Origin of the sequence: Actinoalloteichus caeruleus DSM 43889 (assembly GCF_000429185.2) — a bacterium.
Classification (GTDB): Bacteria; Actinomycetota; Actinomycetes; order Mycobacteriales; family Pseudonocardiaceae; genus Actinoalloteichus_B; species Actinoalloteichus_B caeruleus.
This window is the reverse complement of sequence record NZ_AUBJ02000001.1, coordinates 4,368,821-4,393,994: the sequence shown is the minus strand read 5'-3', so window position 1 is coordinate 4,393,994 and position 25,174 is coordinate 4,368,821. Positions and strand designations below refer to the sequence as shown.

Below are 25,174 nucleotides of genomic sequence, written 5' to 3'. Positions count from 1 at the left end.
ACCCCGCCGGGCCGCACCAGGACCCTGGCCCCCGTTCCAACCCCAACGTGCCCAGGCCACCCCGGCCGGCCCCGCCGCCCGAGTACGACGACGGTCCGAAGACCGAGGAGACCGTCCTCACCCACCGCACCCGGTCCATCGACGCGACCCTCGCGCGGTTCTCCGCCGTGCACGACGAACTCGCCGAGGAGGAACAGGAGCGCGAGAAGAAGCGCAGGAAGCGGCTCGGCAAGCTCATCAGCAAGCTGGAGCCCCAGGACCAGTACGCGGACCTGGACAGCGCCGTCGAGAAGTTCGACCCGTCGACGAAACCTCGGATGTCCGAGGCGGACGCCCAGGGATCGGCCCCCGCCGATCCGGACCGGACCGAGGTGCACCAGGACGGTCTGGTCGACGACGCGGACGAGCGGCCTGGGGAGACGAGCGGGAAGGACGACGACCGGGACGACACCGGCTCGGAGGAACGGAAACCGAAGGCGGCCGCCAAGGCGGTGGTCGGCAAGCTGGTCGCGTTCAGCGGCTTGCGCTCCCCCCATTCCAGCCGCGCCAGGGTGGTCGGCAAGGGCGTCGCGCTCGCGGCGGCGGTCACCACGTTCCTGGCCACCGGGTTCGGCTGGGGCGCGCGGGGCTGGGTCGACAACCAGTTCTCCCATGTGTCCGCACTGGACACCGAGTCCGACGCGATCGCGGACCCCGACAAGCAGTACGGCGACGAGAACTTCCTGATCGTGGGTTCGGACAGCCGGTACGGCGCCACCGAGGAGGACAACGCGGGCACTGTGGAGGACGCCGACGGCGACCGGGCCGACACCACGATGCTCGCCCACATCCCCGCCGACCGGGAGCGGCTGGTGATCGTGTCCTTCCCCCGGGACCTCGAGGTGGACCGCCCGGAGTGCGACCGGTGGAACCCGGAGACCCGCGACTACACCGAGGAGCTCGTCGGCCCGGCCACCCAGGTGAAGCTCAACGCGGTGTACGCCGTCGGCGGGCCCCGGTGCATGGTGAAGACCATCCAGAACATCACGACCCTGAAGATGACGAACTTCGTCGGCCTCGACTTCGGGGGCTTCCGCGAGATGGTGGACGCGGTCGACGGCGTGGACGTCTGCGTCGAGGCGCCGATGATCGACCAGGAGCTGGGCACGATCCTCCCGGAGGCGGGCTGGCAGACGATCACCGGCTCGACGGCGCTGAACTTCGTGCGGGCCAGGAAGGTCCAGGGCGACGTGACCTCGGACTACGGGCGCATGCACCGGCAGCAGCTGTTCCTGTCCTCGCTGCTGCGCAAGGTCACCTCGGGCGACGTGCTGCTGGACCCCTCGCGTCTCACCGACTTCGTCGGCACCTTCGCGAGGAACACCTACGGCGACAACCTGAGCACCGACGGCCTGCTCAGCCTCGCGCAGTCCATGCAGGGCCTGGACACCGGCCGGGTCACCTTCGTCACGCTTCCGACCGTCGGGGAATCCAACGAGCGGGGCAACGAGGTGATGATCCAGGAGGCCGTGGACGCGTTGTTCCGCGCGATCATCGAGGACGTCCCGCTGCCCGGCGAGGACGTCGACGAGGCGGAGGGCGAGGACGCCGCCGAGAACCAGGCCGAGGGCGCGGGTGCTGGCGGTCCCGACCTGGTCGACCCCACCGGCATCAAGATCCAGGTGCTCAACGGCAGCTCGATCTCCGGAGCGGCCACCACGGCGTCCACCGCGCTCGCGGCGGCGGGCTTCGAGATCGTCACAAGCACCAACGCCCCGGAGCAGGTCGAGGGCACCCTGGTGCTGTACTCGGCCGAGTTCCACGCCCAGGCGGCGACGCTGGCCGCGATGGTCCCGGGAGCGGAGTTGCGGGAGGACCCGGCGCTGGGTGGCGCCATCCAGCTGGTCATCGGCCCGAACTTCACCGGGGTCGAGTCGGCGCCGCCGGTCTCGCCGTCCGCGACGGGAGGCGCCGAGGGCACCTCGGGCAGCGAGGAGCCCCAGCTCCCCGGCAACCTGGACACGGTGAACGCCGGCCAGGAGATCTGCGGTATCCGCTGATCAGGGCGCGGCCGATCGGAGGAGGTTCATCGCTCGTTCACCCGCGCATTCCGTGTGCGGCACTCCGATTACGTATGGTGGGTGCATGCGTGAGGCCTACCAGGACCAGCTTGACCAGCTCGCGGACGCGCTCGCCCGCATGTGTGAGATGGATGCCACGGCGATCGAGCTCGCCACCAAAGCACTGCTGGACGCGGACCTCACGCTCGCCGAGCAGGTGATCGGCGACGACGCGAAGATCGACGAGGCGAGGTCGGACTGCGAGGAGCACGCCTTCGCGCTGCTCGCCCTCCAGGCTCCGGTGGCGGGCGACCTGCGCAACGTCATCAGCGCGATCCACGCGGCCGAGAGCCTGGAGCGGATGGGTGACCTCGCACTGCACGTCGCGAAGGCCGCTCGCCGCCGCCACCCGCAGCCCGTGCTGCCGGACGAGGTCCGCCCCTACTTCGTGGAGATGGGGCGCGTCGCCGTCGAACTCGCCAAGCAGGCCGAGCAGGTCATCAGGACCAGGAACATCAGCCTGGCGCGCCAGCTCGAGGAGGCCGACGACGAGATGGACGACCTGCACCGGCACCTCTTCACCGTGCTGATGCAGCAGAGCTGGCCGCACGGCCTGCCCGCGGCAGTGGACATCACCCTGCTGGGCCGCTTCTACGAGCGGTTCGCCGACCACGCCGTCTCGGTCGCCCGTCGGGTGATCTTCGTCGTGACGGGCGAGCCGCCGCACCCCACCAACGACTGAGGCCCAGCGGCCGCGCGCTGTTAGTAGCAGCGGCTGCGAGCACGGGGTACCGCCGTCCCCGGCGTTTTGTTCCGCCGCCCGCGTGAACCGTGTGCGATGCTGACTCGGGTCGCTGGGATCTTGTCGGGTGACTTCGAGGGGGACTCGTGGGCGGTAATCCGACGCTGGACAGACGCCGGCTTGGCACGGAACTCCGCGGCCTCCGCGAGGCCGCCGGCAAGACCCACCGCGAGGTCGCCGCCCACCTCGACTGCTCCCAGGGCAAGATCAGCCAGATCGAGCTGGGCAAGGTCCCCGTCCGCACCTCCGACGTCCGGCTCATGCTCGAGTTCTACGGCGCGGCGGCGGACGAGTTCGAGCGCCTGCGCACCCTGGCGAGCGAGTCGAAGCGGGTTGGCTGGTGGCAGGAGTACGGGAAGATCCTCCAGCCCGGCTTCGACACCTACATCGGGTTGGAGGCCGGGGCGACGGCGCTCCGGTCCTTCCACTCCGACGTGGTGCCCAGCCTGCTCCAGACCGAGGAGTACGCCCGGTGCAGCATGGCGGCGGGCGCCGACCCGGGCTGCGCGACCGGGCGGCTGTTGCGCGTGCAGCAGCGGCGCCAGGAACGGCTGGCCGCGCCGGAGCCCCTCGACCTGCGGGTGGTGATCGACGAGGGCGCGCTGCGCCGCTTCGTCGGCGGCCCCGGGGTCCTGCGGGCTCAGCTCGAACACCTGGTGCTGGTGTCCTACCGCCGGAACGTCACCGTCCGCGTGCTGCCGTTCAGCGCCGGCGAGCACCCCCTGCTCGGTGACAACGTGACCTACGTCGAGTTGCCGGACCCCGCCAACCCCGCCGTGGTCTTCCTCCAGAACTCGGCCGCCTGCACCTTCCTGGACAAGCCGGCGCAGACCCGGCGGTACGCGACGGCCCTCGACCAGCTGGAGAAACTGGCCCTCGACCCCAGGGACTCGATCAGGCTGATCGCCGGGGTCGCCGACGGGATCGGGGGTTGAGGCCCACCGTCCCGCCGGCGGCGGGCGGACCGCCTCGACCGGGTCGGATCAGCCGAAGCGGCCGGAGATGTAGTCCTCGGTGGCCCGCTGGCTGGGGTTGGAGAAGATCCTGCTGGTCTCGTCGATCTCGACCAAACGGCCCGGCTGCCCCACCCCGTGCAGGTTGAAGAAGGCGGTCTGGTCACTGACCCGCGCGGCCTGCTGCATGTTGTGGGTGACGATGACGATCGTGAAGTCCTGCTTGAGCTCGGTGATCAGGTCCTCGATGGCCAGGGTGGAGATCGGGTCGAGAGCCGAGCAGGGCTCGTCCATGAGCAGCACGTCCGGTTGGACGGCGATGGCCCTGGCGATGCAGAGCCGCTGCTGCTGTCCGCCGGACAGCCCACCACCGGGCTTGTTCAGCCGGTCCTTGACCTCCTCCCAGAGGTTCGCGCCGCGCAGCGACCGCTCGCAGACCTCGTCGAGCTGCTGGCGGTTCTTCGTCCCCGCGAGCCGCAGCCCGGCCACGACGTTGTCGCGGATGGACATGGTCGGGAACGGGTTGGGCCGCTGGAAGACCATGCCGATGGTGCGGCGTACCTCGACCGGGTCCACGCCGGCGCCGTAGATGTCGGCGCCGTCGAGCAGGACGCTGCCGTCGACCCGCGCGCCGGGGATCACCTCGTGCATCCGGTTCAGCGAACGGAGCACGGTCGACTTCCCGCACCCCGAGGGGCCGATGAACGCCGTGACGCTGCGCGGCGGCACCGAGAGCGTCACGTTCTCCACGGCGTGGAACTTGCCGTAGTAGATGTTCAGGTCCTTGACGTCAATGCGCTTGGCCATCGTGATTACGTCCCGACTACTTGGTCTTGACCGCGGACAGCCTCGACACGAGGGTGGCGGCGAGATTGAAGAGCATGATGATCAGGATCAGGGTGAGCGCGGCTCCCCAGGTCCGGTTGAAGCCGGCGGCCTCCGGGTTGGTGAACTCCTTGACCATCAACAGCGGCAGGTTGGCCATGCTGCCCTCGAAGATGTCCATGTTGATCCGCGCCGAGTAGGCCATCAGGATCAGCGCGGGCGCGGTCTCACCCATGATCCGCGCGACGCCCAGCATGACGCCGGTGACGATACCGGAGAGGGCCGTCGGTATGACGACCTTGACGATCGTCTTCCACTTGGGGATGCCCAGGGCGTAGGAGGCCTCCCGCAACTCGTTGGGCACCACCCGCAGCATCTCCTCGGTGCTGCGCACGACCATCGGGATCATCAGCAGCAGCAACGCGAGGCAGTTCGCGAACGCGCTGCGGGAGAACCCGAAGATGCTGATCCAGACCGAGTACACGAACAGCGCGGCAACGATGGACGGCACGCCGGTGAGGATGTCCACCGTGAAGGTCGTCACCCGGGCGAAGCGGGTTCCGGCCCCGTACTCCACCAGGTAGATGCCGACCAGGATGCCGATGGGCACGGCGATCACGGCGGTGACGAGTCCCTGCGCGATGGTGCCGTAGATGGCGTGGTACGCGCCACCGAGGTCCTCGTTCGCCCGGACTCCCGAGAGGGAGTGGCTCCACCAGTCGGCTCGGAGCAGGCTCTCCATGCCCCGGCTCGCCACGGTCCACAGCACCCAGACCAGGGGGATGACCGCCACGACGAAGCACAGCGACACCATCACCGTGGCCGCGAGGTTCTTCGCCTTGCGTCCGGTGCTGATGCCCTGGAACGACGGGGGCTGGGCGGGGCGTTCCAGTTCGAGTTCGGTGCTCACTTCTCTCACTTCCCCGTCCGGCTGGTGGTGATCCAGCGAGCCAGCGCGTTCACCACGAAGGTGAGCACGAAGAGCACCAACCCGGCGGCGATGTAGGCCCCGGCGGAGATCTCGTTGTTGAACTCGGCGGCGTCGTTGGCGATCTTCGACGCGATGGTGGCGTCCCCGTCGAACAGGGACAGCTCCGGGGCCCTCCCGGAGGCCCCCGAGAGGATCAGGTAGAGGGCGACGGTCTCACCGAGCGCCCGGCCGAGGCCCAGCATCGAACCGCTGACGTACCCGGCGCGCCCGAAGGGCAGCACGGTGGTCCTGATGACCTCCCACCGGGTCGCGCCGAGCGCGAGCGCGCCCTCGATCTGGTCCTTCGGTGTCCGCTCGAAGATCTCGCGCGTGATGGCGGTGATGATCGGCAGGATCATGACCGCGAGGACGATGCCGGCCGTGAAGATCGTGCCGCCGCCACGGATGGAGACGTTGCCGTCGGAGAACAGCGGGAACCAACCGAGGTTGGTGTTCAGCCACTCGGCGGTCGGGACGAGCGCCGGGCCGAGCACCTGGAGCCCCCACAGGCCGAAGATGATCGAGGGCACCGCGGCGAGCAGGTCGATGATGTAGGCGAAGACCCGGGCCAGGGCCCTTGGCGCGTACTGGGTGAGGAACAGCGCGATGCCCAACGCCACCGGCATCGCCAGCACCAGCGCGAAGGCGGCGGTGGCGACCGTCACCCAGAGCAGGTAGAGGATGCCGAACCGCATGTCGTTCGGGTCCCCGGTGGTCCACTCACCGCTGGTGAGGAAGGAGACCTGGTTGGCCTGGAGCGAGGGGAGCGCCTGGAGCAGCAGGAAGATCCCGATCGCGGCGATGAGCGCCACCACGAAGCCGCCGGAGCCGAGCGCGAGGCCCCGGAACACGCGGTCGCCGGGACGCCGGACCGTGCCACCCCGACCGGCGGAACCGGCCGCTGGCGGCTCCGCGCCACTGCCAGTGTTGGTGGTTTCGGTTGCGTTGCTGATGGGACCCTCCGGAAAAGCCGGTGACGCCCCACGCTGGGTGGGGCGTCAAGCCGCTCACTTACTGCTGACCCAGTGTCCCGCGCGGGGGAACACGGCAGGCGCCCTGGTCACGAAATGGTCTCGACGGAGTCCAGCAGCTGCTCCTGGAACTCGTCGGGCAGCGGCACGTACCCGAGGGTGGAGAGGTTCTCCTGGCCGGTGGTGGCCGCGACCCGCAGGAAGGACTTCACGGCCTCCGCCGTCTCGCTCTCGGGGTACTCCGAGCACACGATCTGGTAGGTCGCCATGACCAGCGGGTAGGCGCCCTCGGCCTGGGTCCCGTACACCGAGTCGAGGTCGATGACCATGTCGGCGCCGTCACCGGCGAGCGAGGCGTTGGTGATCGCGGCCCCGGTGCTCTCGTCGTTCAGCTCGACCGCGCCGGAACCGTTGTCGATCTGGGCGATGCTCAGGTCGTTGCTGTGCGCGAAGGACACCTCGACGTAGGTGACGGAGCCCTCGGTGCTGGCGACGCCGCTGGCGACACCGTCGGACTTGGCCCGGCCGTCACCGACGCCGCCGGTGAAGGACTTGCCCCCGCCGGAGGTCCAGGCGTCACCGGCCGCGGCCTCCAGGTACTGCTGGAAGTTCTCGGTGGTGCCGGACTCGTCACTGCGGAAGATCGGGAGGATCTCCTGGTCCGGGAGGTCCACGCCCTCGTTCAGCGCGGCGATGGCGTCGTCGTTCCAGGACGTGATGGTCCCGTTGAAGATCTGGGCGATGGTCTCGCCGTCCAGCACCAGGTCGTCCACACCCGGGAGGTTGTAGGCGATCGCGACCGGGCCGAAGACCATCGGCAGGTGCAGCGGGACCGCGCCCTCGCACCGGTCCGTCGCGGCGGTGATCTCCTCGTCCTTCAGGGGCGAGTCGGAACCGGCGAAGTCGACCTGACCCGCGTTGAACTGCTTGATGCCCGCACCGGAACCGGTGGGGTTGTAGTCGATGGAGAAGCCCGCGCACTCTTCCTGGTAGACGACGCTGAACTCGTCCATCGCGTTGGCCTGGGAGGACGCACCCTCGGCCTGGATGTTCTCCTGGCCAGCGCACTCGCCGCTGGTGCCGCCGTTGCCCCCCTGCGCGTCGTCACCACGGCTGGCACTGTTGTCGTCGGTACCGCAGGCCGAGAGCAGCAGAGCGCTAGCGGCGGCCAGGCCCAACGCGGTGAGGTGCCGCTTGGTCTTCACGTGATCCTCCAGAACCGGAGATTTCCCTCTGGGCAGCGGTTTGCCGCCGATGAGGACGGTAGGCAGTGCTGGTGGCCTACTCCTGGGGGGAAGGTGAACGAAAGGTGAACAAGTCGCTGCGAGTCACGATTCCGCGCGGCAGGAGGCCCCTCCTGGCAGGAACTACCCCGCCTATCAGGCGACTTGGGCATCACGTTCGGTAGTTGCCGCCGCAGCAGCTCACCGGGAGAACTGAACATCGGTCTCGCGGTGGGTGAAGCCCAGCTTCTCGTACACCCGGATGGCTGCCCCGTTGTCGCCCTCGACGTAGAGCAGCACGTCATCGAGCCCCTGGCCCGCGAGGTGGCGCAGCCCCGCCAGGGTCAGCGCCGTGCCAAGACCGGTGCCCTGGGCCTCCGGGTGCACGCCGAGCACGTAGACCTCGCCGTGCGGTTGGTCGCCCTGGTGCACCTTCGTCCAGTGGAAACCCAGCACCCTGCCCTCGCCGTCGACGGCGAGCAGGAACCCCGCCGGGTCGAACCACGCCTCCTCCTGCTGGCGCCGCAGGTCGGCGACGCTCAACGAGCCCTGCTCCGGGTGCCAGGCGAAGGCGAGGCGGTTGACCTCGACCACCTCCTCCTCGTCCCGCCCCGGGACGAAGGAGCGCACCCCGACCCCCTCCGGCCAGCGGGGCTCCGGCAAGGTCGGCGACAGCTTCGCCCACATCCGCCAGAGCTGGCGGGCCTCCCGGAAACCGAAGCGGGCCGCGAGCCGCGCCGCCGCCGGGTGCCCGCTGTGGGACCACACGCGCAGCGTGTCGCCGGGTTCGCCCTCCTGGGTCACGGGCAGGCCCATCCGCTCGAGGAGCGCACGGACCAGCTCCGAGCCGACCCCGGCACCCCGGTGTTCGGGGTGCACGACCAGTTCGGCGACGGCGCGCCCCTCGGAGTCGCCCTCGGTGTCGAGGAACGCGTACCCGGCCAGCTCTCCCCCGGCCAGGCGGGCGACGAAGTGCTCCGAGCCGGCGAGGTCGCCCTGGACCCGCTCCACCTGCTCGGCGGCGGGGCTCCGCTCGCGCAGTCGGCGCAGCACCTGATCGGACACCGGTGCCGCCCCGTCGGCGGCCGTCGCCGCGTCGAGCAGGGCATCCACCTCGGCCACGGTTCCGGCGGACAGGCCGTTGCGCCAGGTCACAGTCAGCACGACTCCACGGTAACCGTCGCCGGCGGGCTAGCGAGCGCCCCGTCCGACTGGCACCGCGCCACGCTCCGGCCGGGCCCCCGACTCCGGCGTGGAGTCGACCTCCGCGCCCCTGGCCGCGCGCGCCGAACCCAGGCGCACGAACTTGTACCCGACGTTGCGGACGGTCCCGATGAGCTGCTCGTGCTCGGGTCCGAGCTTCGCCCGCAGCCGCCGCACGTGCACGTCGACGGTGCGCGCTCCACCGAAGAAGTCGTAACCCCAGACCTCCTGGAGCAGCTGGGCCCTGGTGAAGACGCGGCCCGCGTGCTGCGCGAGGTACTTGAGCAGCTCGAACTCCTTGTAGGTCAGTTCGAGCGCCCGGCCACGCAGCCTGGCCGTGTAGGTGGCCTCCTCGATGACGAGGTCACCGAACGCGACGACGTCGCCGTCACCGTCCCGCTGACGTCCGCCTCGACCTCGGACCAGGCGGAGCCGCGCCTCGACCTCGGCCGGCCCGGCGGTGGGGAGGAGGAAGTCCGCGACGCCCCACTCCTCGGTGAGGGCGACCAGGCCCCCCTCACCGACGATCGCCACGACCGGGGTCTCGGATCCAGCCCCTTCGAGCAGGGCGCAGAGCCGTCGCGCCTCGGCCAGGTCGGTGGTGGCGTCCACCAGGATGAGATCGCTGGACCTGCGGTCGATGAGCGTGGTGGGCTCCGGGGGAGCGACCTGCACCCAGTGCGGCAGCAGGGACAGCGCCGGTAGGACGGCGTGCGGATTCGGGGCGGAGGTGAGGAGCAGAATCTCGAAACCAGCCATGCCGTGGCCTCCCTTCGTGCCGGCCACGGCGAGCAACGTCACGACCGGCGTACCAGGCCTCGTTGCCCTCCGAACATGAGGGAGTATAAGCACTGTGACCCGCCCGAAACGAGAGCTGACCGCGCATGTCACAGCCGTGACGAACGACGGCGTGCGGTTACGTGGCGTACACCTGCCCGGTCCCTCGGCCGGCTGCCCGGCCCCCGGCCGCCCCGACACCGCCATCGTGGTCGCGCACGGATTCACCAACCACAGCGCCACCCCGGCGATGGACCGCCTCCTGCGCCGGCTCGCCAGGCGCGCGGCGGTCTTCGCCTTCGACTTCCGCGGGCACGGCCGGTCCGGCGGCGCCACGAGCGTGGGCGACCGGGAGGTCCTGGACATCGCCGCCGCGGTGGAGTTCGCCCGCAACTGCGGGTTCCGGCACGTCGCGACACTCGGGTTCTCCCTCGGCGCCGCCGTGGTGCTCCGGCACACCGCGCTGAGCGACCCCGCCCACCGCCCCCAGGCCGTCTGCGCGGTGAGCGGTCCCGCTCGCTGGTGGGTCCGGGAGACCGCTCCCATGCGCCGCGTGCACTGGCTGCTGGAGCAGCCGGCCGGGCGGCTGGTGGCCAGGTCGCTGGGGGTCCGACTCGGCGCTCCGTGGCGGGAGGTCCCGCTCTCCCCTGTCGAGGTCGCGGACCGGGTCGCACCGACCCCGCTGCTGCTCCTGCACGGAGAACGGGACCACTACCTGCCCACCGACCACGCCGTGGCGCTGCACGACGCCGCCGGGGAACACGGCGAGTTGTGGCTCGAACGGGACATGGGCCACGGCGAGGGCGGCATGACCCCCGCCGTCGCCGACCGGGTCGCCGAGTGGCTGCTCGACCACGCGGTTCCCCCGACTCGCCACCGCCACCTCATCAAGACGGGAATGTCCGGTTGAAGAAGTTAGTCATCGCGATCGTCATCCTGGCCGGGCTCCTCGTGGTCGCCGACTTCGGCGCGGCGGCCGCCGCCGAGTACCAGGTGTCCAACCGGCTCCGCAACGTCCTCGGCCTCGCGGACGACCCCGAGGTGCGGGTGAACGGCTTCCCGTTCCTCACCCAGGCGGCGGCGGGCGACTTCCGGGACGTCCAGGTCTCGGCGAACGGGGTCCCGGTCGGTGAGCTGCGGGACGTGGGTGTCGAGGCCACCCTCCGCCACGTGCGGCTCTCGCTGTCCGACGTCATCGGCGGCTCCCTCCAGGAGGTGCGCATCGACGAGGTCGAGGGCCGGGTCCGCCTCCGGGCCAGCGACCTCGGCCGGGTGATCGGCATCCCCGACCTGCGGATCGAACCCGCTCCCCCCGAGGAGGTCGAGGAGGCTGCCGAGGGGGGCGACGAGGCCGGCGACGGGGCCGCCACGGCCAGTGACGCCACCACTGCCGCCGTGCAGCTGACCGGGTCCATCGACCTGGCCGGCGAGCAGGTGGAGGTCTCGGTGATCGGGACCATCTCGCTCACCGGCGGCACCCAGGTGGCGATCTCCCCGAGCCGGCTGGCGGTCGATCCCGGCGGCACGGGCCCCGTGGAGCTCGCACCCCAGCTCCAGCAGTCCCTGCTGGGTTCGTTCAGCACGACGGTGGAGGCTGGCAACCTCCCGCTCGACGTCACGCCCACCGCCGTGCGGGTGGAGAGCGGGGCGCTGCTGGTGGCGGGCTCCGCCACCGACGTGGTGATCCGGAACGGGTGAGCGGCGCTGCACTCGGGACTCGTCGGGCTGCTGGCGGCCCTGGTCGGCGCCGGGGGGTTGGGGATGGCCCACCGGGCGTGGCAGGGCCGGCCCCGCGTGCCTCGGAAGGGAGTGGAAACGGTGACAGGCCCGCCGGAACGCGTCCGTGAGCTGGCCGCCCGGCTGCTCGCCGAGCCCGAGGAGGATGGTCGCCCGGCCACCGTGGCCCTCGTCCAGCTCTCCAGCACCTTCTGCGCCCCATGCCGGCACACCAGGGTCGTGCTGGCGCGGCTCGCCCGGTCGACCCCCGGGCTGCGCCACACCGAGCTCGACCTGGGCAGCGCACCCGAGGTCGGAGAACGGCTCCGGGTCAGCCGGACACCGACCACTCTCGTGCTGCGGGCCGACGGCACCGAGGCCTTCCGCTTCGCCGGTGTCCCGAAGGGGGAGGCGCTCGCCGAGGCGTTGGCTCCCCTGCTGGCGCCCCCTCCTCCCGCCGCTGGCCCGACCTGACCCACCCGAGCACCCGGCACGGCTCCTCTTCGGACCCGTCGAACACCGGGCTGGTGGGAGCCCGCCGCTGGCCCGGGGCTCCCGGTGGTTCTGACAACCGGCGCGTGGACGGCCGTTTCGGATGGTGGGAAGCCTTCCCGCGCCCCGGGCGTTCGGGTAACCTCGGACACGTGCATGTACTGCTGCTGACCAAGCGACGGGCGGTTGACCTGTGCCGCGTCGCGAGCAGCCTGTGTCGCACCTGCTGACCGGGCGGTAGCAGCAGCCCAGCCGCGCGATACGAGCGGTGGCCCGACCGGCCACGCCGTGTCCGCCGCGCGCGGGTCGTCCCCCACCGCCCCTGACGGACTTCGCCGAGATGTCTTCTCACCGTCAGGAGGGCCAGCATGTCCGTTGAGCAGACCGTCGACCCGCGCGGTGCGCGGTTCTCCGCCCTGATCACCAGTGTGGTCCTGGGAATCGTCCTGCTCACCGGGAGCTGGCGCCTGCTGGCCGCGCAGGTGGTGCTGTTCGCGATGTGCGCGTTCGTGAGTCTTCGGCTCAACCCGTGGGGGCATCTCTACCGGAGGACCATCCAGCCACGGCTGCGGTCGGAAGCGGACCGGGAGGACAGCGGTCCGGTCCGGTTCGCCCAGGGGGTGGGCTTCGCCTTCTCCCTGCTCGGGTTGGTCGGCTACGCGAGCGGACTCACGCTGCTCGGAGTCGTCGCCACCGCCGTCGCCCTGGCCGCGGCCCTGCTCAACGCCGTGTTCGGTCTCTGCCTCGGGTGCGAGCTGCACGCGCTGGTCCGGCGCGTCGTCGTCACGAGGAGCACGCGCACCGAGCCGACCGGGCACCCCATGACCGACAGCCCCTGACACCCACCGAACAACCGAGGAGCCGCCAGATGAGCCGCGAGAAAGTCCTGGTCTCGACCGAATGGGCCGAACGGAACCTGAACACCGAGGGGGTCGTGTTCGCCGAGGTGGACGAGGACACCACCGCCTACGACGGTGGTCACATCCCCGGCGCCGTCCGGCTGGACTGGCGGGAGGAGCTCCAGGACCACGTCCGACGCGACTTCGTGGACCGGTCCGGGTTCGAGAAGCTCCTGTCCGAGAAGGGCATCGCGAACAGCGACACCGTCGTGCTCTACGGGGGCAACAACAACTGGTTCGCCGCGTACGCCTACTGGTACTTCACGCTCTACGGGCACCAGGACGTGCGGCTGCTCGACGGCGGCCGCAAGAAGTGGGAGCTGGACGGGCGGGAGCTGACCAAGGAGGTCCCGGTCCGGGAGGCGACCACCTACACCGCCTCAGAACAGGACCTCTCGCTGCGGGCGTTCCGCGACGAGGTCGTCGACGCGATCAACGTGAAGAACCTCGTCGACGTCCGCTCCCCCGACGAGTTCGCCGGCAGGTTGCTGGCGCCGGCTCACCTGCCGCAGGAGGCGGCCCAGCGGGCCGGCCACATCCCCAGCGCGATCAACGTGCCCTGGAGCAAGGCGGCCAACGAGGACGGGACCTTCAAGTCCGACGAGGAACTGAGGGCGTTGTACGAGGAGGCCGGGCTGGACGGCTCCCGGCCGACCATCGCCTACTGCCGGATCGGCGAACGCTCCTCCCACAGCTGGTTCGTGCTGCGGGAGTTGCTCGGCCACCAGGACGTGAAGAACTACGACGGCTCCTGGACGGAGTACGGCTCGCTGGTCGGGGTCCCCGTCTCGAACCCCTCGGAGGTGTCCTGACGATGGAGGGTTGCGGAGCTCCCCCGCAGTCGGCCGAGCCGACTCGGGACAGCGGGGACCAGGTCGTCGTCACCGGGCGCGTGTTGGCCGGGTCCGAGCCGGTGGGTGGCGCGTACGTCCGGCTGCTCGACAGCGGAGGCGAGTTCACGGCCGAGGTCGTCTCCGCCGGTAGCGGCGACTTCCGCTTCTACGCCGCCCCGGGTTCCTGGCGGGTGCGGGCCCTGCACCGCTCGGGGACCGGCGAGGCACTGGTCACCGCCGACGGTGTCGGCGTCCACCGCACGGACGTCGTCCTGACCTGATCGCGGCGGCCGGCGCCACGCCGGGGTTCCCGGCGGCGCCGGCCCCGCCACGGGCCTGGTCCACCGCGACCTCGCCCACGGTTCCCGTCGTGGCCGACGACCTCATGGGTATGCTCGGCACGTGGGATGGGAATGGTTCTTCACCGGTCTGCTGGGGCTCGCCACGGTGCTCGTACTGTGGTTCGCCGTGTACGTCATCTACCGGCTGTACTCCGACCAGCGCTGACCCGGGATTGCTGAAGTAGCTATGTCGACGCCAGACGAGCCAGGGACCCGCAGTGGCGACGAGGCGGTGCGCAGGGCCGATGAGCGCGCCGCGAGCACACGGGACCGGAACATCCCCGAGTTCGACGACCTCCCGTCGACTCCGGACACCGCGAACCTCCGGCTCGGACCCAACCTGAACGACGCCTGCCTGTCCCTGCTGCCGCTGGTCGGCGTGTGGCGCGGCGACGGCGTCGCGGAGCACCCGTCGCTCGACGAGCCCTACCAGTACCGCCAGCAGGTGACCTTCGCCCACGACGGGCGACCGTTCCTCTACTACGAGGCGCGTTCCTGGCTGTTGGACCAGGACGGCGAGCTGATCGGACCGGGTGCCCGGGAGGTCGGCTGGTGGCGTCCGCAGCCGGACGACACCATCGAACTGCTGTTGACCCACTCCGGTGGTGTGGCGGAGATCTTCTACGGGCGGCAGCGCAACCAGACCTCCTGGGAGCTGACGACCGACACCGTGGTGCGGACCGCGTCCGCCGAGGAGGTCAGCTCGGCGCACCGGCTGTACGGCATCGTCGAGGACGGTGACCTCGCCTACGTCGAGGAGCGGTCGTTGGCCGGTCAGCCGCCCCAGCCGCACATCTCGGCGCGCCTGCGCCGCGTCGTCGGCTGACGGGGTCCCCCGACGTCGAGGCGGTCGGGCGCCCACCGGCGCCCGGTGCCCCGCCCGCCCGGCCCGATCACCCCCACGAGGGACACCGGGTGTCCGGGCGCGGTCGGGGAGGGCGCTCCTCCCGGTCTCACACCCGGTACTCCGAGGCGAGCAGGTCGGTGAGCTCGGAGTGCAGCGCCGCCCGCGTCCCCGTGTCCGGCAGTTCCCGCCCGTCCAGCGTCCTGACCTGGGTCAACTGCCGGACGCTCGACACGAGCCAGAGACCGTCGGCACCCACCAGCTCGTCCACGCCGACCGGCTCGACGCTGGTCGTGAACCCGGCGCGTTCCGCCGCCCGGAACAGGGCCAGCTGGGTCGTGCCGACGAGGATGCCGCTGTCCGGCGGCGGGGTCCGCAGGTGGCGCCCCTCCGCCAGCACGACCGTGGACGTGGGCCCCTCCAACACGCTCCCGTCCGTCGCGACGAAGACGACCTCGTCGGCGTCCCGACGGGCCGCCTCCCGGAGCGCGGCCATGTTGACGGCGTAGGAGAGCGTCTTCGCGCCCAGCAGCAGCCACGGCGCCCGCTCCACCAGGTCGGGGGCGTACCCCCGGTCCAGGGTGATCACGGAGACGCCCTGCTCCCGCCTGCGCAGCACCTCCGGCGAGACGGCGGTGCCCATCGCCCAGGCGGTCGGTGTGCCGTCGCCGCCCTCGACGCCCCGGGTGCACACGAGCCTGAGGGCCATCTCCCCCGGCTCGCGCCACGCGCCCAGCACCGCCTCGACGCCTCGCTCCCAGTCGGCCCTGGGCGGCGGGGAGAGGTCGAGGAGCGCCGCCGACCGGGCCAGCCGCTCCAGGTGGGGACCCAGCTCACGGGGCCGGCCGTCGACGACCAGGATCGTCTCGAAGACGCCGTCCCCGCGCAGCGGACCCAGGTCGTCCGCTCGCAGCAGGGGGGCGGTGTGGTCGACGATCGTTCCGTCCAACAGCGCCAGCACGGTCATGGGCACAGACGATACGACCTCGGTGGCCGCACCCGGTGGGCGGTGGGAACGGCCAGTCGAACTCCCCGGGCCCGTCCCGGAGGTGGTTACCATCGGGCGGGTGGGCCTCGTGGGACCAACCAGCCCACCCGGTGCGGTTCGTCGGGAACGCCGCCGTGCCGACGGCCCGACCGAACCCGCGCCGGGGCTTCCGGTGCCCGACGGGCTCGCGGCCACCGAATCGGAGGACTGAACTCATGGCAGACCCGACCAGCGGGTCCTCGACCACCTACCGCTCCCCCCTGCTGGAGCTGCCGAAGGCGGTGCCGGCCCCGGACGATTCGCCGGACAGCGCGGTGCCCTGGCACTTCGGCGATCCCTTCGTCGAGCAGCGGGCCGCGGAGACCGGTGCCGTCGTGGTGGACCGCTCCCACCGGCAGGTCATCGCCGTTCCCGGCGAGGAGCGGCTCAGCTGGCTGCACCTGCTGATCTCCCAGCACGTCACCGAACTGCCCGACGGGGCGGGGACCGAGGCGCTCATCCTCGACAGCCAGGGGCGGGTCGAGACCCACCTGGTGCTGGCCCACCTCGACGGCTGCGTGTGGATGGACACCGACCCCGGCAGCACCGTGACCGGGGCCCGCCAGCAGGCCAACCAGCCGGTGCTCCAGTACCTGGAGGAGATGCGGTTCTGGTCGAAGGTGGAGCCGAGGGACGCCAGCGACGAGTACGCGGTGCTGTCCGTGGTCGGGCCAGCGGTCCCCACGATCCTGGAGGGCGTCCTCGGTTCCACCCCGGCCCCGCTGTCCGACCCGAACCTGACCCCGGTCGCCGCCCTCCCGGGAGGTGGCCTGGTCCGGGTCGTGGGCTGGCGCACCGGTCCGACGGCCGACCTGCTCGTGCCGCGTGGCGAGCTGCTCGACTGGTGGCGTCGTCTCGTCGAGCTCGGCGCGCGCCCCGCGGGCAGCTGGGCGTACGAGTCGCTGCGGGTCGCGGCGCTCCGCCCCAGGGCCGGGTTGGACACCGACGGCAGGAGCATCCCGCACGAGCTGGGCTGGATCGGGGGGGCAGCGCACGTCGCCAAGGGCTGCTACCGGGGCCAGGAAACCGTGTCGAAGGTGCACAACGTGGGCCGTCCGCCCCGCCGTCTGCTGCTGCTGCACCTCGACGGGACGCCGGAACTGCTGCCCGAGCCGGGCGACCCGGTCAGCTCGGAGGGCAGGTCGGTCGGCCGGGTCGGTACCGTCGTCCGGCACCACGAGTTGGGGACGATCGCGCTGGCCCTGGTCAAGCGGTCGGTTCCGGTCGAACGTGAGCTCACCGCCGGGATCCCCGAACGCGAGGTCGCCGCGGCGGTGGATCCGGACTCGGTGCCGCCGGAGGCCGGCGATCCGCCCGGGCGGATCGCGGCGCAGCGCCTGCGGGGCTGAGCCGTTCGCCGGGCGACGGGCCCCGACCCGGGGGATTTGATCTTGATGGGCGGCTTCTCGATCGCGTTCCGCCGCCTGTGCCAAGATTCCGGAATGGCTTCTCCGACGGCGCGACCGCCCGAGCCCGGCACGATCATCACGGTCGCCCCGACCGGTTCGGTCCACCGCCCCGCCGAGGTGCCGAACCTGCCGGTGTCCCTGGACGAACTGGTGGCGACGGCGCGGGACTGCGAGCGGGTCGGGGCCAGCAGGGCGCACGTGCACGTGCGGGCCCCGGGAGGTGAACCGTCCCTGGACCTGGGTCGGCTGATCGACACCGTCTCCGCGCTCCGCGCGGAGACGGCACTGGTGGTCCAGCTCGCGACCGCCGCCGTCGGCGCGGTCGGCGAGGACGAGCGGCTCCGGGTGCTCGAGGCGATGCCGGACATGGCGTCCTGCCCCCTCGGGTCCGTCAACGTGGGCGACGACGTCCTCGTCAACCGCTGGCCCTTCGTGGTCGAGTGCCACCGCCGGATGCGGGACCGCGAGATCGTCCCCGAGTACGAGGCGTACGACCTGGGGCACCTCGCGGCCCTGCGCCGCCTGCTGGCCGAGCACGGTCCACCGGTGGGACGGGTCCACGTCAACCTGGTGATGGGGCTCCCCGGTGGGATGCCCGGCGACGCGGACACCGTCGTGGCGGCGGCCAGGCTGCTCCCGCCGGGAGCGAGCCTGTCCGTGATGGGGCTCGGGCGGGTGGGGCTGCCGGTGATGCTGGCCGCCCTCGCTGTCGGCGGGCACCTCCGGGTGGGTATGCAGGGAACACTGTCCTATGCCGCCGGGGAGCGGGTGCGGAACAATGCGCAACTGGTGGCCAGGGCGGCCGGCCTGGCCAGGATCGCGCAGCGCCCCCCGCTCTCCCCCACGGCGGCGCGCGAGTTCCTCGGAGTACGCGCCGTGGACGGCGACTGAACCGTGGGCGCACCGGACGGCGAGCGGCCCCACGGGCGAACACCGCATCGGACTTGGGTGGGCACGACGATGAGGCTGAAGGTGTCGACATGATCGAGGTACGGCCCGGTGGGCGCAGGAGGATCGACCGCGTACTGGCCCCCGACTACCTGACCGGCGTTCGTGACAGGTCCCTGGCGGAGGTTCGTGACCTGCGGGACGAGGCGGCGCAGGAGGAGACGGACCTGTCGTACCTGCGCCGGTTGCTGCACGCGCGCATCGACATCGTGGTGGCCGAGCAGCGGCGACGCGCTGAGGGCGGTTCCGCGTCCGTGGTGGAACAGCTCGCCCTGATCCTGTCCCGCAACGCGATCGGCCCGGCGACGGGGTCCGGGCGCTACCAGAACCCGGAGCCCTCCAGGGCGGAGTCCCACCGGCGCCACGTCGAGGCGCTGGTGTCCGACGTGGACCTCTCGGACGTCACCTCGCTGCCGGACGAGAAGCTGGCGGAGGCCGCCGAGGGCTACTCGGCGGAGGAGGAGTCGGTGTCCCTGCGCCGGCGCCAGGTGCAGACCGTGGTGGACACCCTGAACGAGGAGATCGCGCGCAGGTACCGGGAGGGCAGGGCCTCGGTCGACGAACTGCTCGCCAGGGAACGGCACACCCCCGGTCAGGAGCCCGGCTGAGCGGCCCCCGAGCACGGTCCTGACCGAGTGACGGGCCCGGTGGGGGGCGGTCCGTAGCATCCCCGTGATGAGCGTGCCCCTCGTAGAGGTCGTCAGGTCAGGTTTTCGGGAGAGCGTCCACCACGGCTCGGTGGCGTTGCTGGACGCGGACGGGCGGGATGCCGGTTGCCTCGGGGAGGTCCTGGCCCCGGTCTCGCCCCGGTCGGCCAACAAGCCCTTCCAGGCGCTCGCCCTGCTGCGCGCCGGTTTCGCCCCCCTCTCGGACGCGGACCTCGCGCTGTCGTGCGCCTCGCACAGCGGCGAGCCCGACCACGTGGCCCGGGTCCGGGGGTTGCTGGCCACCTACGGGTTGACCGAGGCCGCGCTGCGGTGCCCACCGGACCTCCCGCTGTTCCCCTCGGCCAGGAACCGGGTGCTGGCGGCGGGCGGCGGGCCGGCGGCGGTGACGATGAACTGCTCCGGCAAGCACGCCGCGATGCTGGCCACCTGCGTGCGCAACGGGTGGCCGACCGAGGACTACCTGTCCGCCGAGCACCCGCTGACGGCGGCGGTGTCCGAGACCATCGCCGAGTTGACCGGTGAGCAGCCGGGGCCGCCCGGGGTCGACGGGTGCGGCGCGCCCCTGTTCACGCTGTCCCTCACCGGACTGGCCCGCGCCTACGCCCGGCTCGTCACCGCGCCGCCGGGCAGCCAGGAGGCGCGGATCGCGCACGCGATGCGCGCTCACCCCCGGTTGGTGGCCGGAACCGGCCGCGAGGACACCCTGCTGATGTCGGCGGTCCCGGGGTTGTTGTGCAAGATCGGCGCGGAGGGGGCGTGGGCGCTGGCGCTGCCGGACGGCCGGGTCGCCGCCCTCAAGATCGACGACGGGGCGTCCCGCGCCCGGCAGCCCGTCGGAGTGGGCGCGCTTCGCGCGTTGGGGGTGACCTGGACCCCGGAACTGGCGGAACTCGCGGAGGTGCCCGTCGAGGGCGGCGGCCGCCGGGTCGGCTCGGTGCGGCTGCTCCCTGGCGTCCTCAGTTGAGGCGTTCGCGGGTGGCCACCTCGGTCCAGAAGTCCCGCAGCTTCTCGTACCGGATGGCGACCTCCTCCGGGTTCTCGCCGCCGAGCGCGGCGAGCGCCTCCTGGACGTCGGCCGCCGAGGTGTCGTCGGTGAGGGTGTCGTCGTCGAGCAGCTGGACCAGCCCGCCGTAGTCGAGTTCCACTGCCGAACCCGGGTCGAAGTGGTCGAGCCAGCGGGAGGTGTCCCGGAGCAGTGCCGCCGGCCCGTCGGTGCCGAGCGTGTCCTCCAGCCGCTGGCGGGCCTCCTCGGCCCGCTCCAACGCGCGCACCATCGGCACCCGCCAACACACCCGCCGGTTCGCGTCGCCCAGCGGCGTCAGCACCACCTGGCGCTCCTCCTGCCGGACCAGGGCGAACCACGGCAGCGGGACGCGCCAGGTCGCCGTGACGACGTGGACGGCGCCGCCCAGCACCCCGGAGACCGCCGCGGTCGCCCGCGCCCGCGCCACCTCGGGTGGCACGTCGACGGCGGCGCGCAGCAGCGGGGGCTCGCGCTGCCGAGGAACCCGACCAGGCCGGCCGCCGCCCTGGCGCGGACGTCCTGCGGGCAGACGAGCGGGCCGGGGCCGACCTCCACCGAGGGGTAGCCGGCGACGTCCTCCGGATCGAGGACCAGGACTCCGGGGACGTGCTGCCCGGGGCCCGCGCCGTCAGGGCCGTCGAGGGGCAGCAGCCGACGCGGCTGGGAAGTCTGTGAACGCAACCACAGTTCGCGTTCCCAGTCGCCCACGGTTCCCGGATCGAGCGGGCCGTCCCGTAACGCCCGTTCCACGGCCGAACGTGACTCCCCGTGGAAGGCGGACAACGGTTCGTACACCCGGAGGTAGGCGACGAACGGACGAGGCACGAGCAAATCCTGTCATGAGCAGGGACGGTGGGGGTGGGCGGTGGGGACTGCGTCACGTAGAACGGATGCCACGTCGCATCTACCCCGGCAGTCACGGTACGGTAGTGGGCAGGAAAAGCTGTCGAGACGATACGGGGCCGCCGTTCCCCCGGCCGCCCCGTTCCTGTGCGAGGGGGTCGAGCCATGGGGCGCGGCCGAGCGAAGGCCAAGCAGACAAAGGTGGCCCGGGAGCTCAAGTACAACACCCCCGCCACGGACTTCGATGCCCTACAGCGCGAGCTGTCGGGCACCGGGTCCTCTGGCGACCGGTCGGACAACGACCGACCCGATGACTCGTACGACGACTGGTACGACGAATACCGCCGCTGATTCGGTTGACTGCTCAACCGAACGACGGGGTGAGAACCCCGTGGGGGTGTTGTGGCAGCCACTCGAATCGGTCGGGTCTCGTCACGGGTCCGGGGTCCTTGTACTACGGGGCCTTGCCGGAGCAGCAAGCACCACACGCGACAGGACCAGGTGAGAAGCCTGGTCCTGTCGCGCGTGTTGCCGAAGTTGGTCCGGTGCCGCCCGCCCACCGGGCTTCGGTGCGGCGGCGATCCAGCCTGTCCTGGTCCGGGGCACCACGCCGTTCCGGCGGCGACGCGCTCCGCCGGATCTCGCAGGCCTCCGGCACGGCCGGGCTCGTCCGGTGCACCGCCGCCTCGCGCGCGGCGACTGGGGGTGCCGGCTCTCGTGCCGACGACGTCGCACCGGCGGTGTCCGCTCTCCCCGTCCACGGTGCGGCCAGGCCGCTGGATCCGCGTCCCTGATCGGTCGGCCTCCGCGTCTGGTCGCCGCCTGACGCGGCCCACCCTCCGAGCGGCGGGCGCGCTCGCGAGTGGTGTGCCCGGCGGCCCGAGGTAGTCCGGCCGCTGCGCGGGCCGAGGTGGCCGAGGGGCATCCCACCAGGCCCGTCAGGCGCGCCGCACCGCCGGTCCTCCCCAACAACCCGGTACGTGGGATCTCACCTCGGCGGGCCCGGTGCGGGCGGACCGGCGTCGCGCTGCTCGACGGGGGCGACACGGAGCCGGGGCCCACCGGCGCGGGCCCCGGGGTGCCGCTTCCGGGGTGCCCGCGACGGCTGGCGCGGGCACCCGCCTACGAGGGGCCGAGGGCGTCCCCACCTCGTCCCGCGCTCCGCTGGACGGCCTCCGGCCCCTGATCACCAGGTGGGCGCACGGCCAGCCGGGGGTGCGCGACGAGTTCACGAAGGTGTCGGACGAACTCCCAACCCGCGCTCACCCGCACGCGGCGACCCACGGCCCCGCCGCGCACGCGGTGGCACCCGCCGGGTGCGGGGAAGTGGCCGGGCGGGACCGCACCGGCCTCGGCCGGACGTTCCCGCCCACCGGTCAGAACCGGGGGTGCTCCCCCGTCAGCAGGACGGCTGGCCGGTTCTCGTCATCCCCGACCACGTCCGGGGTCCGGCGGACCTCGCCGGCCACCCAGGCGGGCACGTGCCGGGCGGTGAGCACGGCCAGCGCGCGGTCGGCCTCCTCGGCGGCCACGACGGCGACCATGCCGACCCCCATGTTGAAGGTCTGCTCCATCTCGTCCCGGCCGACCCTGCCGCGCTGCTGGATCATCGAGAAGACGGGCGAGGGCGTCCAGGTGCCCCGGTCGACCACGGCGGTCAGCCCCTCGGGCATCACCCGTGAGAGGTTGCCGGCGAGACCGCCCCCGGTCACGTGCGCGAAGGTCCGGACCTCGGTCTCGGCGATCAGCGCCAGGCAGTCCTTGGCGTAGATGCGGGTCGGCTCCAGCAGCTCCTCCCCCAGCGAGCGACCGAACTCCTCGACGTGCCCGGAGAGGGGGACCCGAGCGATGTCCAGCAGCACGTGCCGGGCCAGCGAGTACCCGTTGGAGTGCAGGCCGGAGGAGCCCAGGGCGATCACGGCGTCACCGGGGCGCACCCGGTCCGGCCCGAGCAGGGCGTCCTCCTCCACGACCCCGACGCCGGTCGCCGACAGGTCGTAGTCGGTGGCGGCCATCATGCCCGGGTGCTCGGCGGTCTCACCGCCCAACAGCGCGCACCCCGCCTGGACGCACCCCGTGGAGATGCCCTTGACCAGCTCGGCGATCCGCTCCGGCACGACCTTGCCGACGGCGATGTAGTCCTGGAGGAACATCGGCTCGGCACCGCACACGACCAGGTCGTCGACCACCATCGCGACGAGGTCGATGCCCACCGTGTCGTGGATGTCGAGCGCCTGGGCGATGGCGATCTTGGTGCCGACCCCGTCGGTGGACGAGGCGATCACCGGCTCCCGCCACCGGTCGAGGCGCAGCTTGAACAGGCCCGCGAACCCCCCGAGGCCCCCCATCACCTCTGGCCGGGTGGCCTTGGCCGCCCACGGCTTCAACCGTTCCACGGCTTCGTCCCCCGCGGAGATGCTGACTCCGGCCGCGGCATAGGTGGCGCTGGACATCTCGGGCTGGGCAGTCACAACTGGCTCCATGTCATCTGCTGACAAAATCTCGTCGGCCACGCTACGCGCGGTGATTCCCGGTCATCGCCCTCGCGGGGCGGCCCGTGGCGTCACACGCGCGCGGTCGCCATCCACCTTTCCCAGGTCGACGCCTCATCGGCGGTGAGACGTCCGTTCACGACCGATGCTTACTCATGGCCGACGTAGCGCGTCGGCCGCGCCGTTGCCTTGCGGCTGTGCTGGCTCCGCGGGACCGGCCACTCCGCGTTCCGCACCACCGTCAAGACCCTCGAGCAGAAACTTGCCGATCATGCGGTCGGCCGGCAGCGGGATCGGGTAGTCGCCGTCGAAGCACGCGGCGCACAACCTGGTCCTGGGCTGCTCGGACGCGGCGATCAGCCCGTCCAGTGAGACGTAACCGAGCGAGTCGGCTCCGATGGACCGGCGAATCCCGTCCTCGTCGATCCCGTTCGCGATCAGCTCGGCCGGGGAGGCGAAGTCGATGCCGTAGAAGCAGGGCCAGCGGACCGGCGGGGAGGCGATCCTGACGTGCACCTCGACGGCACCGGCCTCGCGCAACATGCGCACCAGCGCGCGCTGCGTGTTGCCCCGCACGATCGAGTCGTCGACCACCACGAGGCGCTTGCCCCGGATGACGTCGCGCAGCGGGTTCAGCTTGAGCCGGATGCCCAGCTGCCGGATGGTCTGGGAAGGCTGGATGAACGTCCGGCCGACGTAGGAGTTCTTGACGAGACCCTGGCCGTAGGGGATGCCCGACTCCTGCGCGTAGCCCACCGCCGCGGGGGTGCCGGACTCCGGGACCGGGATGACCAGGTCGGCGTCCACGGGGTGTTCGATCGCCAGCCGCCGCCCGATGGCGACCCGGGCCGCGTGCACGGAACGGCCGGAGATGGTGCTGTCCGGGCGGGCCAGGTACACGTACTCGAAGACGCAGCCCTTGGGTTCCGGCGGGGCGAAGCGGCTGCTGCGCAGTCCCTCCGCGTCGATGGCGACCAGTTCGCCCGGTTCGACCTCGCGCACGAAGGACGCGCCCACGATGTCGAGGGCGGCCGTCTCGCTGGCGACGACCCATCCCCGGTCGAGCCGGCCGAGGCAGAGCGGTCGGACGCCCTGGGCGTCGCGGGCCGCGTAGAGGGTGGTCTCGTCGGAGAAGACGAGCGAGAACGCTCCCCGCAGGGCGGGCAGCAGCTCCAGCGCGGCGTTCTCCAGCCCGGTGTCGGCGGCGGCGGCCGCCAGCAACGCGCAGACGACGTCCGAGTCGGTGGTGGCCTCGGGGTTGCCGTCCCGCCGCCGGGCGGTCCGCCCGTCACCGTCGCCCGTGCCCTCGGTCAGCTCGCGGAGCCGCTCAACCAGTTCCGCGGTGTTGACGAGGTTGCCGTTGTGGCCCAGCGCGAGACCGCTGCCGGTGGCCGTGGTCCGGAACGTGGGCTGGGCGTTCTCCCAGCTGCCGGAGCCGGTGGTCGAGTACCGGTTGTGGCCGACGGCGACGTGACCCCGCAGCGAGGAGAGCACCTGCTCGTCGAAGACGTGGCTGACCAGGCCGAGGTCCTTGTAGACCACCAGCTTGGAGCCGTCCCCTACCGCGATGCCGGCCGCCTCCTGACCCCGGTGTTGCAGGGCGTACAGGCCGTAGTAGGTGAGCTTCGCCACCTCCTCGCCGGGAGCCCAGACACCGAAGACCCCGCACTCCTCGTGCGGAACGTCCCGCTCCACGTCGCCTGGCTGGGCGGCCACGCCCGGCGGGACGGGGGTAGCGGAGGACTCGGAACGGCACGGCGACCCACTTGCGGCCGCGGGCTGGTGGGTGACCACCGGAAACTCCCTCACAACGGAGTTGGATGCCTCGGCGTGCCCGGGGCCGGACGCGGGACGCGCCGCGGAGGACCACCCGGG

25 protein-coding genes and 1 pseudogene are annotated in these 25,174 nt (G+C 71.9%); 16 read left to right on the top strand and 10 right to left on the bottom strand.

Going from position 1 to position 25,174, the window contains the following annotated elements; genetic code table 11:
• The first annotated feature begins 47 nt into the window (after positions 1–47).
• From G443_RS17480 to G443_RS17470, 3 genes are all read left to right on the top strand, one after another.
• Entirely contained in the window at positions 48–2,039 is a 1,992-nt protein-coding gene (locus G443_RS17480; protein ID WP_051775673.1) for an LCP family protein, read from the top strand.
• Between the two features lie 85 nt (positions 2,040–2,124).
• Positions 2,125–2,781 (top strand): phosphate signaling complex protein PhoU, encoded by a 657-nt coding sequence (phoU, locus tag G443_RS17475; RefSeq protein ID WP_026419669.1) that lies wholly within the window; start codon positions 2,125–2,127, stop codon positions 2,779–2,781.
• A gap of 146 nt (positions 2,782–2,927) precedes the next feature.
• Positions 2,928–3,776, top strand: a complete 849-nt coding sequence (locus G443_RS17470; protein ID WP_245588873.1) for a helix-turn-helix domain-containing protein — start codon at positions 2,928–2,930, stop codon at positions 3,774–3,776.
• 48 nt (positions 3,777–3,824) lie between these two features.
• Here G443_RS17470 and pstB read toward each other — a convergent pair whose 3' ends face one another.
• From pstB to G443_RS17440, 6 genes are all read right to left on the bottom strand, one after another.
• Positions 3,825–4,601 (bottom strand): phosphate ABC transporter ATP-binding protein PstB, encoded by a 777-nt coding sequence (gene pstB / locus G443_RS17465; protein ID WP_026419671.1) that lies wholly within the window; start codon positions 4,599–4,601, stop codon positions 3,825–3,827.
• A 16-nt stretch (positions 4,602–4,617) separates the two neighbouring features.
• Positions 4,618–5,529 carry a phosphate ABC transporter permease PstA gene (gene pstA / locus G443_RS17460; RefSeq protein WP_026419672.1) on the bottom strand — a complete coding sequence of 304 codons (912 nt, stop codon included), beginning with the start codon at positions 5,527–5,529 and terminating at the stop codon, positions 4,618–4,620.
• 5 nt (positions 5,530–5,534) lie between these two features.
• Positions 5,535–6,440: a phosphate ABC transporter permease subunit PstC gene (gene pstC / locus G443_RS17455; RefSeq protein ID WP_035273710.1), complete on the bottom strand. Its 906-nt coding sequence runs from the start codon at positions 6,438–6,440 to the stop codon at positions 5,535–5,537.
• A 209-nt stretch (positions 6,441–6,649) separates the two neighbouring features.
• On the bottom strand, positions 6,650–7,765 hold the full coding sequence (pstS, locus tag G443_RS17450; protein WP_026419673.1) for a phosphate ABC transporter substrate-binding protein PstS: 1,116 nt from the start codon (positions 7,763–7,765) through the stop codon (positions 6,650–6,652).
• Positions 7,766–7,984: 219 nt separating this feature from the next.
• On the bottom strand, positions 7,985–8,947 hold the full coding sequence (gene mshD / locus G443_RS17445; RefSeq protein WP_026419674.1) for a mycothiol synthase: 963 nt from the start codon (positions 8,945–8,947) through the stop codon (positions 7,985–7,987).
• A gap of 27 nt (positions 8,948–8,974) precedes the next feature.
• The gene (locus G443_RS17440) at positions 8,975–9,745 is read right to left on the bottom strand and encodes a winged helix-turn-helix transcriptional regulator (RefSeq protein ID WP_051314186.1); all 771 of its coding nucleotides are present in this window, start codon (positions 9,743–9,745) and stop codon (positions 8,975–8,977) included.
• 151 nt (positions 9,746–9,896) lie between these two features.
• On the opposite strand from G443_RS17440, the gene G443_RS17435 reads away from it, so the two are divergent.
• The 8 genes from G443_RS17435 to G443_RS17405 all read left to right on the top strand — a co-directional run bounded on the left by G443_RS17435 (position 9,897) and on the right by G443_RS17405 (position 14,870).
• Positions 9,897–10,673 (top strand): alpha/beta hydrolase, encoded by a 777-nt coding sequence (locus G443_RS17435; protein ID WP_245588874.1) that lies wholly within the window; start codon positions 9,897–9,899, stop codon positions 10,671–10,673.
• Positions 10,670–11,461, top strand: a complete 792-nt coding sequence (locus G443_RS17430; RefSeq protein WP_026419675.1) for an LmeA family phospholipid-binding protein — start codon at positions 10,670–10,672, stop codon at positions 11,459–11,461. Before G443_RS17435 ends, G443_RS17430 begins: the two co-directional genes overlap by 4 nt.
• A gap of 120 nt (positions 11,462–11,581) precedes the next feature.
• Positions 11,582–11,953, top strand: coding sequence for a thioredoxin family protein (locus tag G443_RS17425; RefSeq protein ID WP_051314167.1), 372 nt, complete (start codon positions 11,582–11,584; stop codon positions 11,951–11,953).
• 53 nt (positions 11,954–12,006) lie between these two features.
• A complete protein-coding gene (locus G443_RS25890; RefSeq protein ID WP_372492987.1) occupies positions 12,007–12,201 on the top strand; it encodes a putative leader peptide in 195 nt (64 codons plus the stop codon).
• Positions 12,202–12,339: 138 nt separating this feature from the next.
• On the top strand, positions 12,340–12,810 hold the full coding sequence (locus G443_RS17420; RefSeq protein ID WP_026419677.1) for a DUF4395 domain-containing protein: 471 nt from the start codon (positions 12,340–12,342) through the stop codon (positions 12,808–12,810).
• Between the two features lie 29 nt (positions 12,811–12,839).
• Positions 12,840–13,682, top strand: coding sequence for a sulfurtransferase (locus G443_RS17415; protein ID WP_026419678.1), 843 nt, complete (start codon positions 12,840–12,842; stop codon positions 13,680–13,682).
• Positions 13,683–13,684: 2 nt separating this feature from the next.
• Positions 13,685–13,984 (top strand): DUF1416 domain-containing protein, encoded by a 300-nt coding sequence (locus G443_RS17410; RefSeq protein WP_030104610.1) that lies wholly within the window; start codon positions 13,685–13,687, stop codon positions 13,982–13,984.
• Positions 13,985–14,231: 247 nt separating this feature from the next.
• Positions 14,232–14,870, top strand: a complete 639-nt coding sequence (locus G443_RS17405; protein WP_026419679.1) for a heme-binding beta-barrel domain-containing protein — start codon at positions 14,232–14,234, stop codon at positions 14,868–14,870.
• A 127-nt stretch (positions 14,871–14,997) separates the two neighbouring features.
• On the opposite strand, the gene G443_RS17400 is transcribed toward G443_RS17405, so the two are convergent.
• Positions 14,998–15,855: an aminodeoxychorismate lyase gene (locus tag G443_RS17400; RefSeq protein ID WP_026419680.1), complete on the bottom strand. Its 858-nt coding sequence runs from the start codon at positions 15,853–15,855 to the stop codon at positions 14,998–15,000.
• A gap of 236 nt (positions 15,856–16,091) precedes the next feature.
• On the opposite strand from G443_RS17400, the gene ygfZ reads away from it, so the two are divergent.
• The 4 genes from ygfZ to G443_RS17380 all read left to right on the top strand — a co-directional run bounded on the left by ygfZ (position 16,092) and on the right by G443_RS17380 (position 19,904).
• Positions 16,092–17,264, top strand: coding sequence for a CAF17-like 4Fe-4S cluster assembly/insertion protein YgfZ (gene ygfZ, locus G443_RS17395; protein ID WP_030104613.1), 1,173 nt, complete (start codon positions 16,092–16,094; stop codon positions 17,262–17,264).
• A gap of 93 nt (positions 17,265–17,357) precedes the next feature.
• Complete coding sequence (locus tag G443_RS17390; protein ID WP_026419683.1) at positions 17,358–18,215, top strand: beta-keto acid cleavage family enzyme; 858 nt, start codon at positions 17,358–17,360, stop codon at positions 18,213–18,215.
• An 89-nt stretch (positions 18,216–18,304) separates the two neighbouring features.
• Complete coding sequence (locus G443_RS17385; protein WP_026419684.1) at positions 18,305–18,880, top strand: RsiG family protein; 576 nt, start codon at positions 18,305–18,307, stop codon at positions 18,878–18,880.
• Positions 18,881–18,947: 67 nt separating this feature from the next.
• Positions 18,948–19,904, top strand: a complete 957-nt coding sequence (locus G443_RS17380; RefSeq protein WP_026419685.1) for an asparaginase — start codon at positions 18,948–18,950, stop codon at positions 19,902–19,904.
• On the opposite strand, the pseudogene G443_RS26035 reads toward G443_RS17380, so the two are convergent.
• Positions 19,897–20,759: pseudogene (locus G443_RS26035) on the bottom strand (DUF8083 family protein). The gene G443_RS17380 and the pseudogene G443_RS26035 overlap by 8 nt on opposite strands.
• A gap of 213 nt (positions 20,760–20,972) precedes the next feature.
• Between G443_RS26035 and G443_RS17370 the strand changes: the two are divergent.
• Entirely contained in the window at positions 20,973–21,158 is a 186-nt protein-coding gene (locus tag G443_RS17370) for a DUF3073 domain-containing protein (RefSeq protein ID WP_026419687.1), read from the top strand.
• 1,025 nt (positions 21,159–22,183) lie between these two features.
• On the opposite strand, the gene purM is transcribed toward G443_RS17370, so the two are convergent.
• Positions 22,184–23,290 (bottom strand): phosphoribosylformylglycinamidine cyclo-ligase, encoded by a 1,107-nt coding sequence (gene purM / locus G443_RS17365; protein WP_372492986.1) that lies wholly within the window; start codon positions 23,288–23,290, stop codon positions 22,184–22,186.
• Positions 23,291–23,452: 162 nt separating this feature from the next.
• Positions 23,453–25,015, bottom strand: coding sequence for an amidophosphoribosyltransferase (gene purF / locus G443_RS17360; protein ID WP_026419689.1), 1,563 nt, complete (start codon positions 25,013–25,015; stop codon positions 23,453–23,455).
• Positions 25,016–25,174 lie beyond the last annotated feature (159 nt).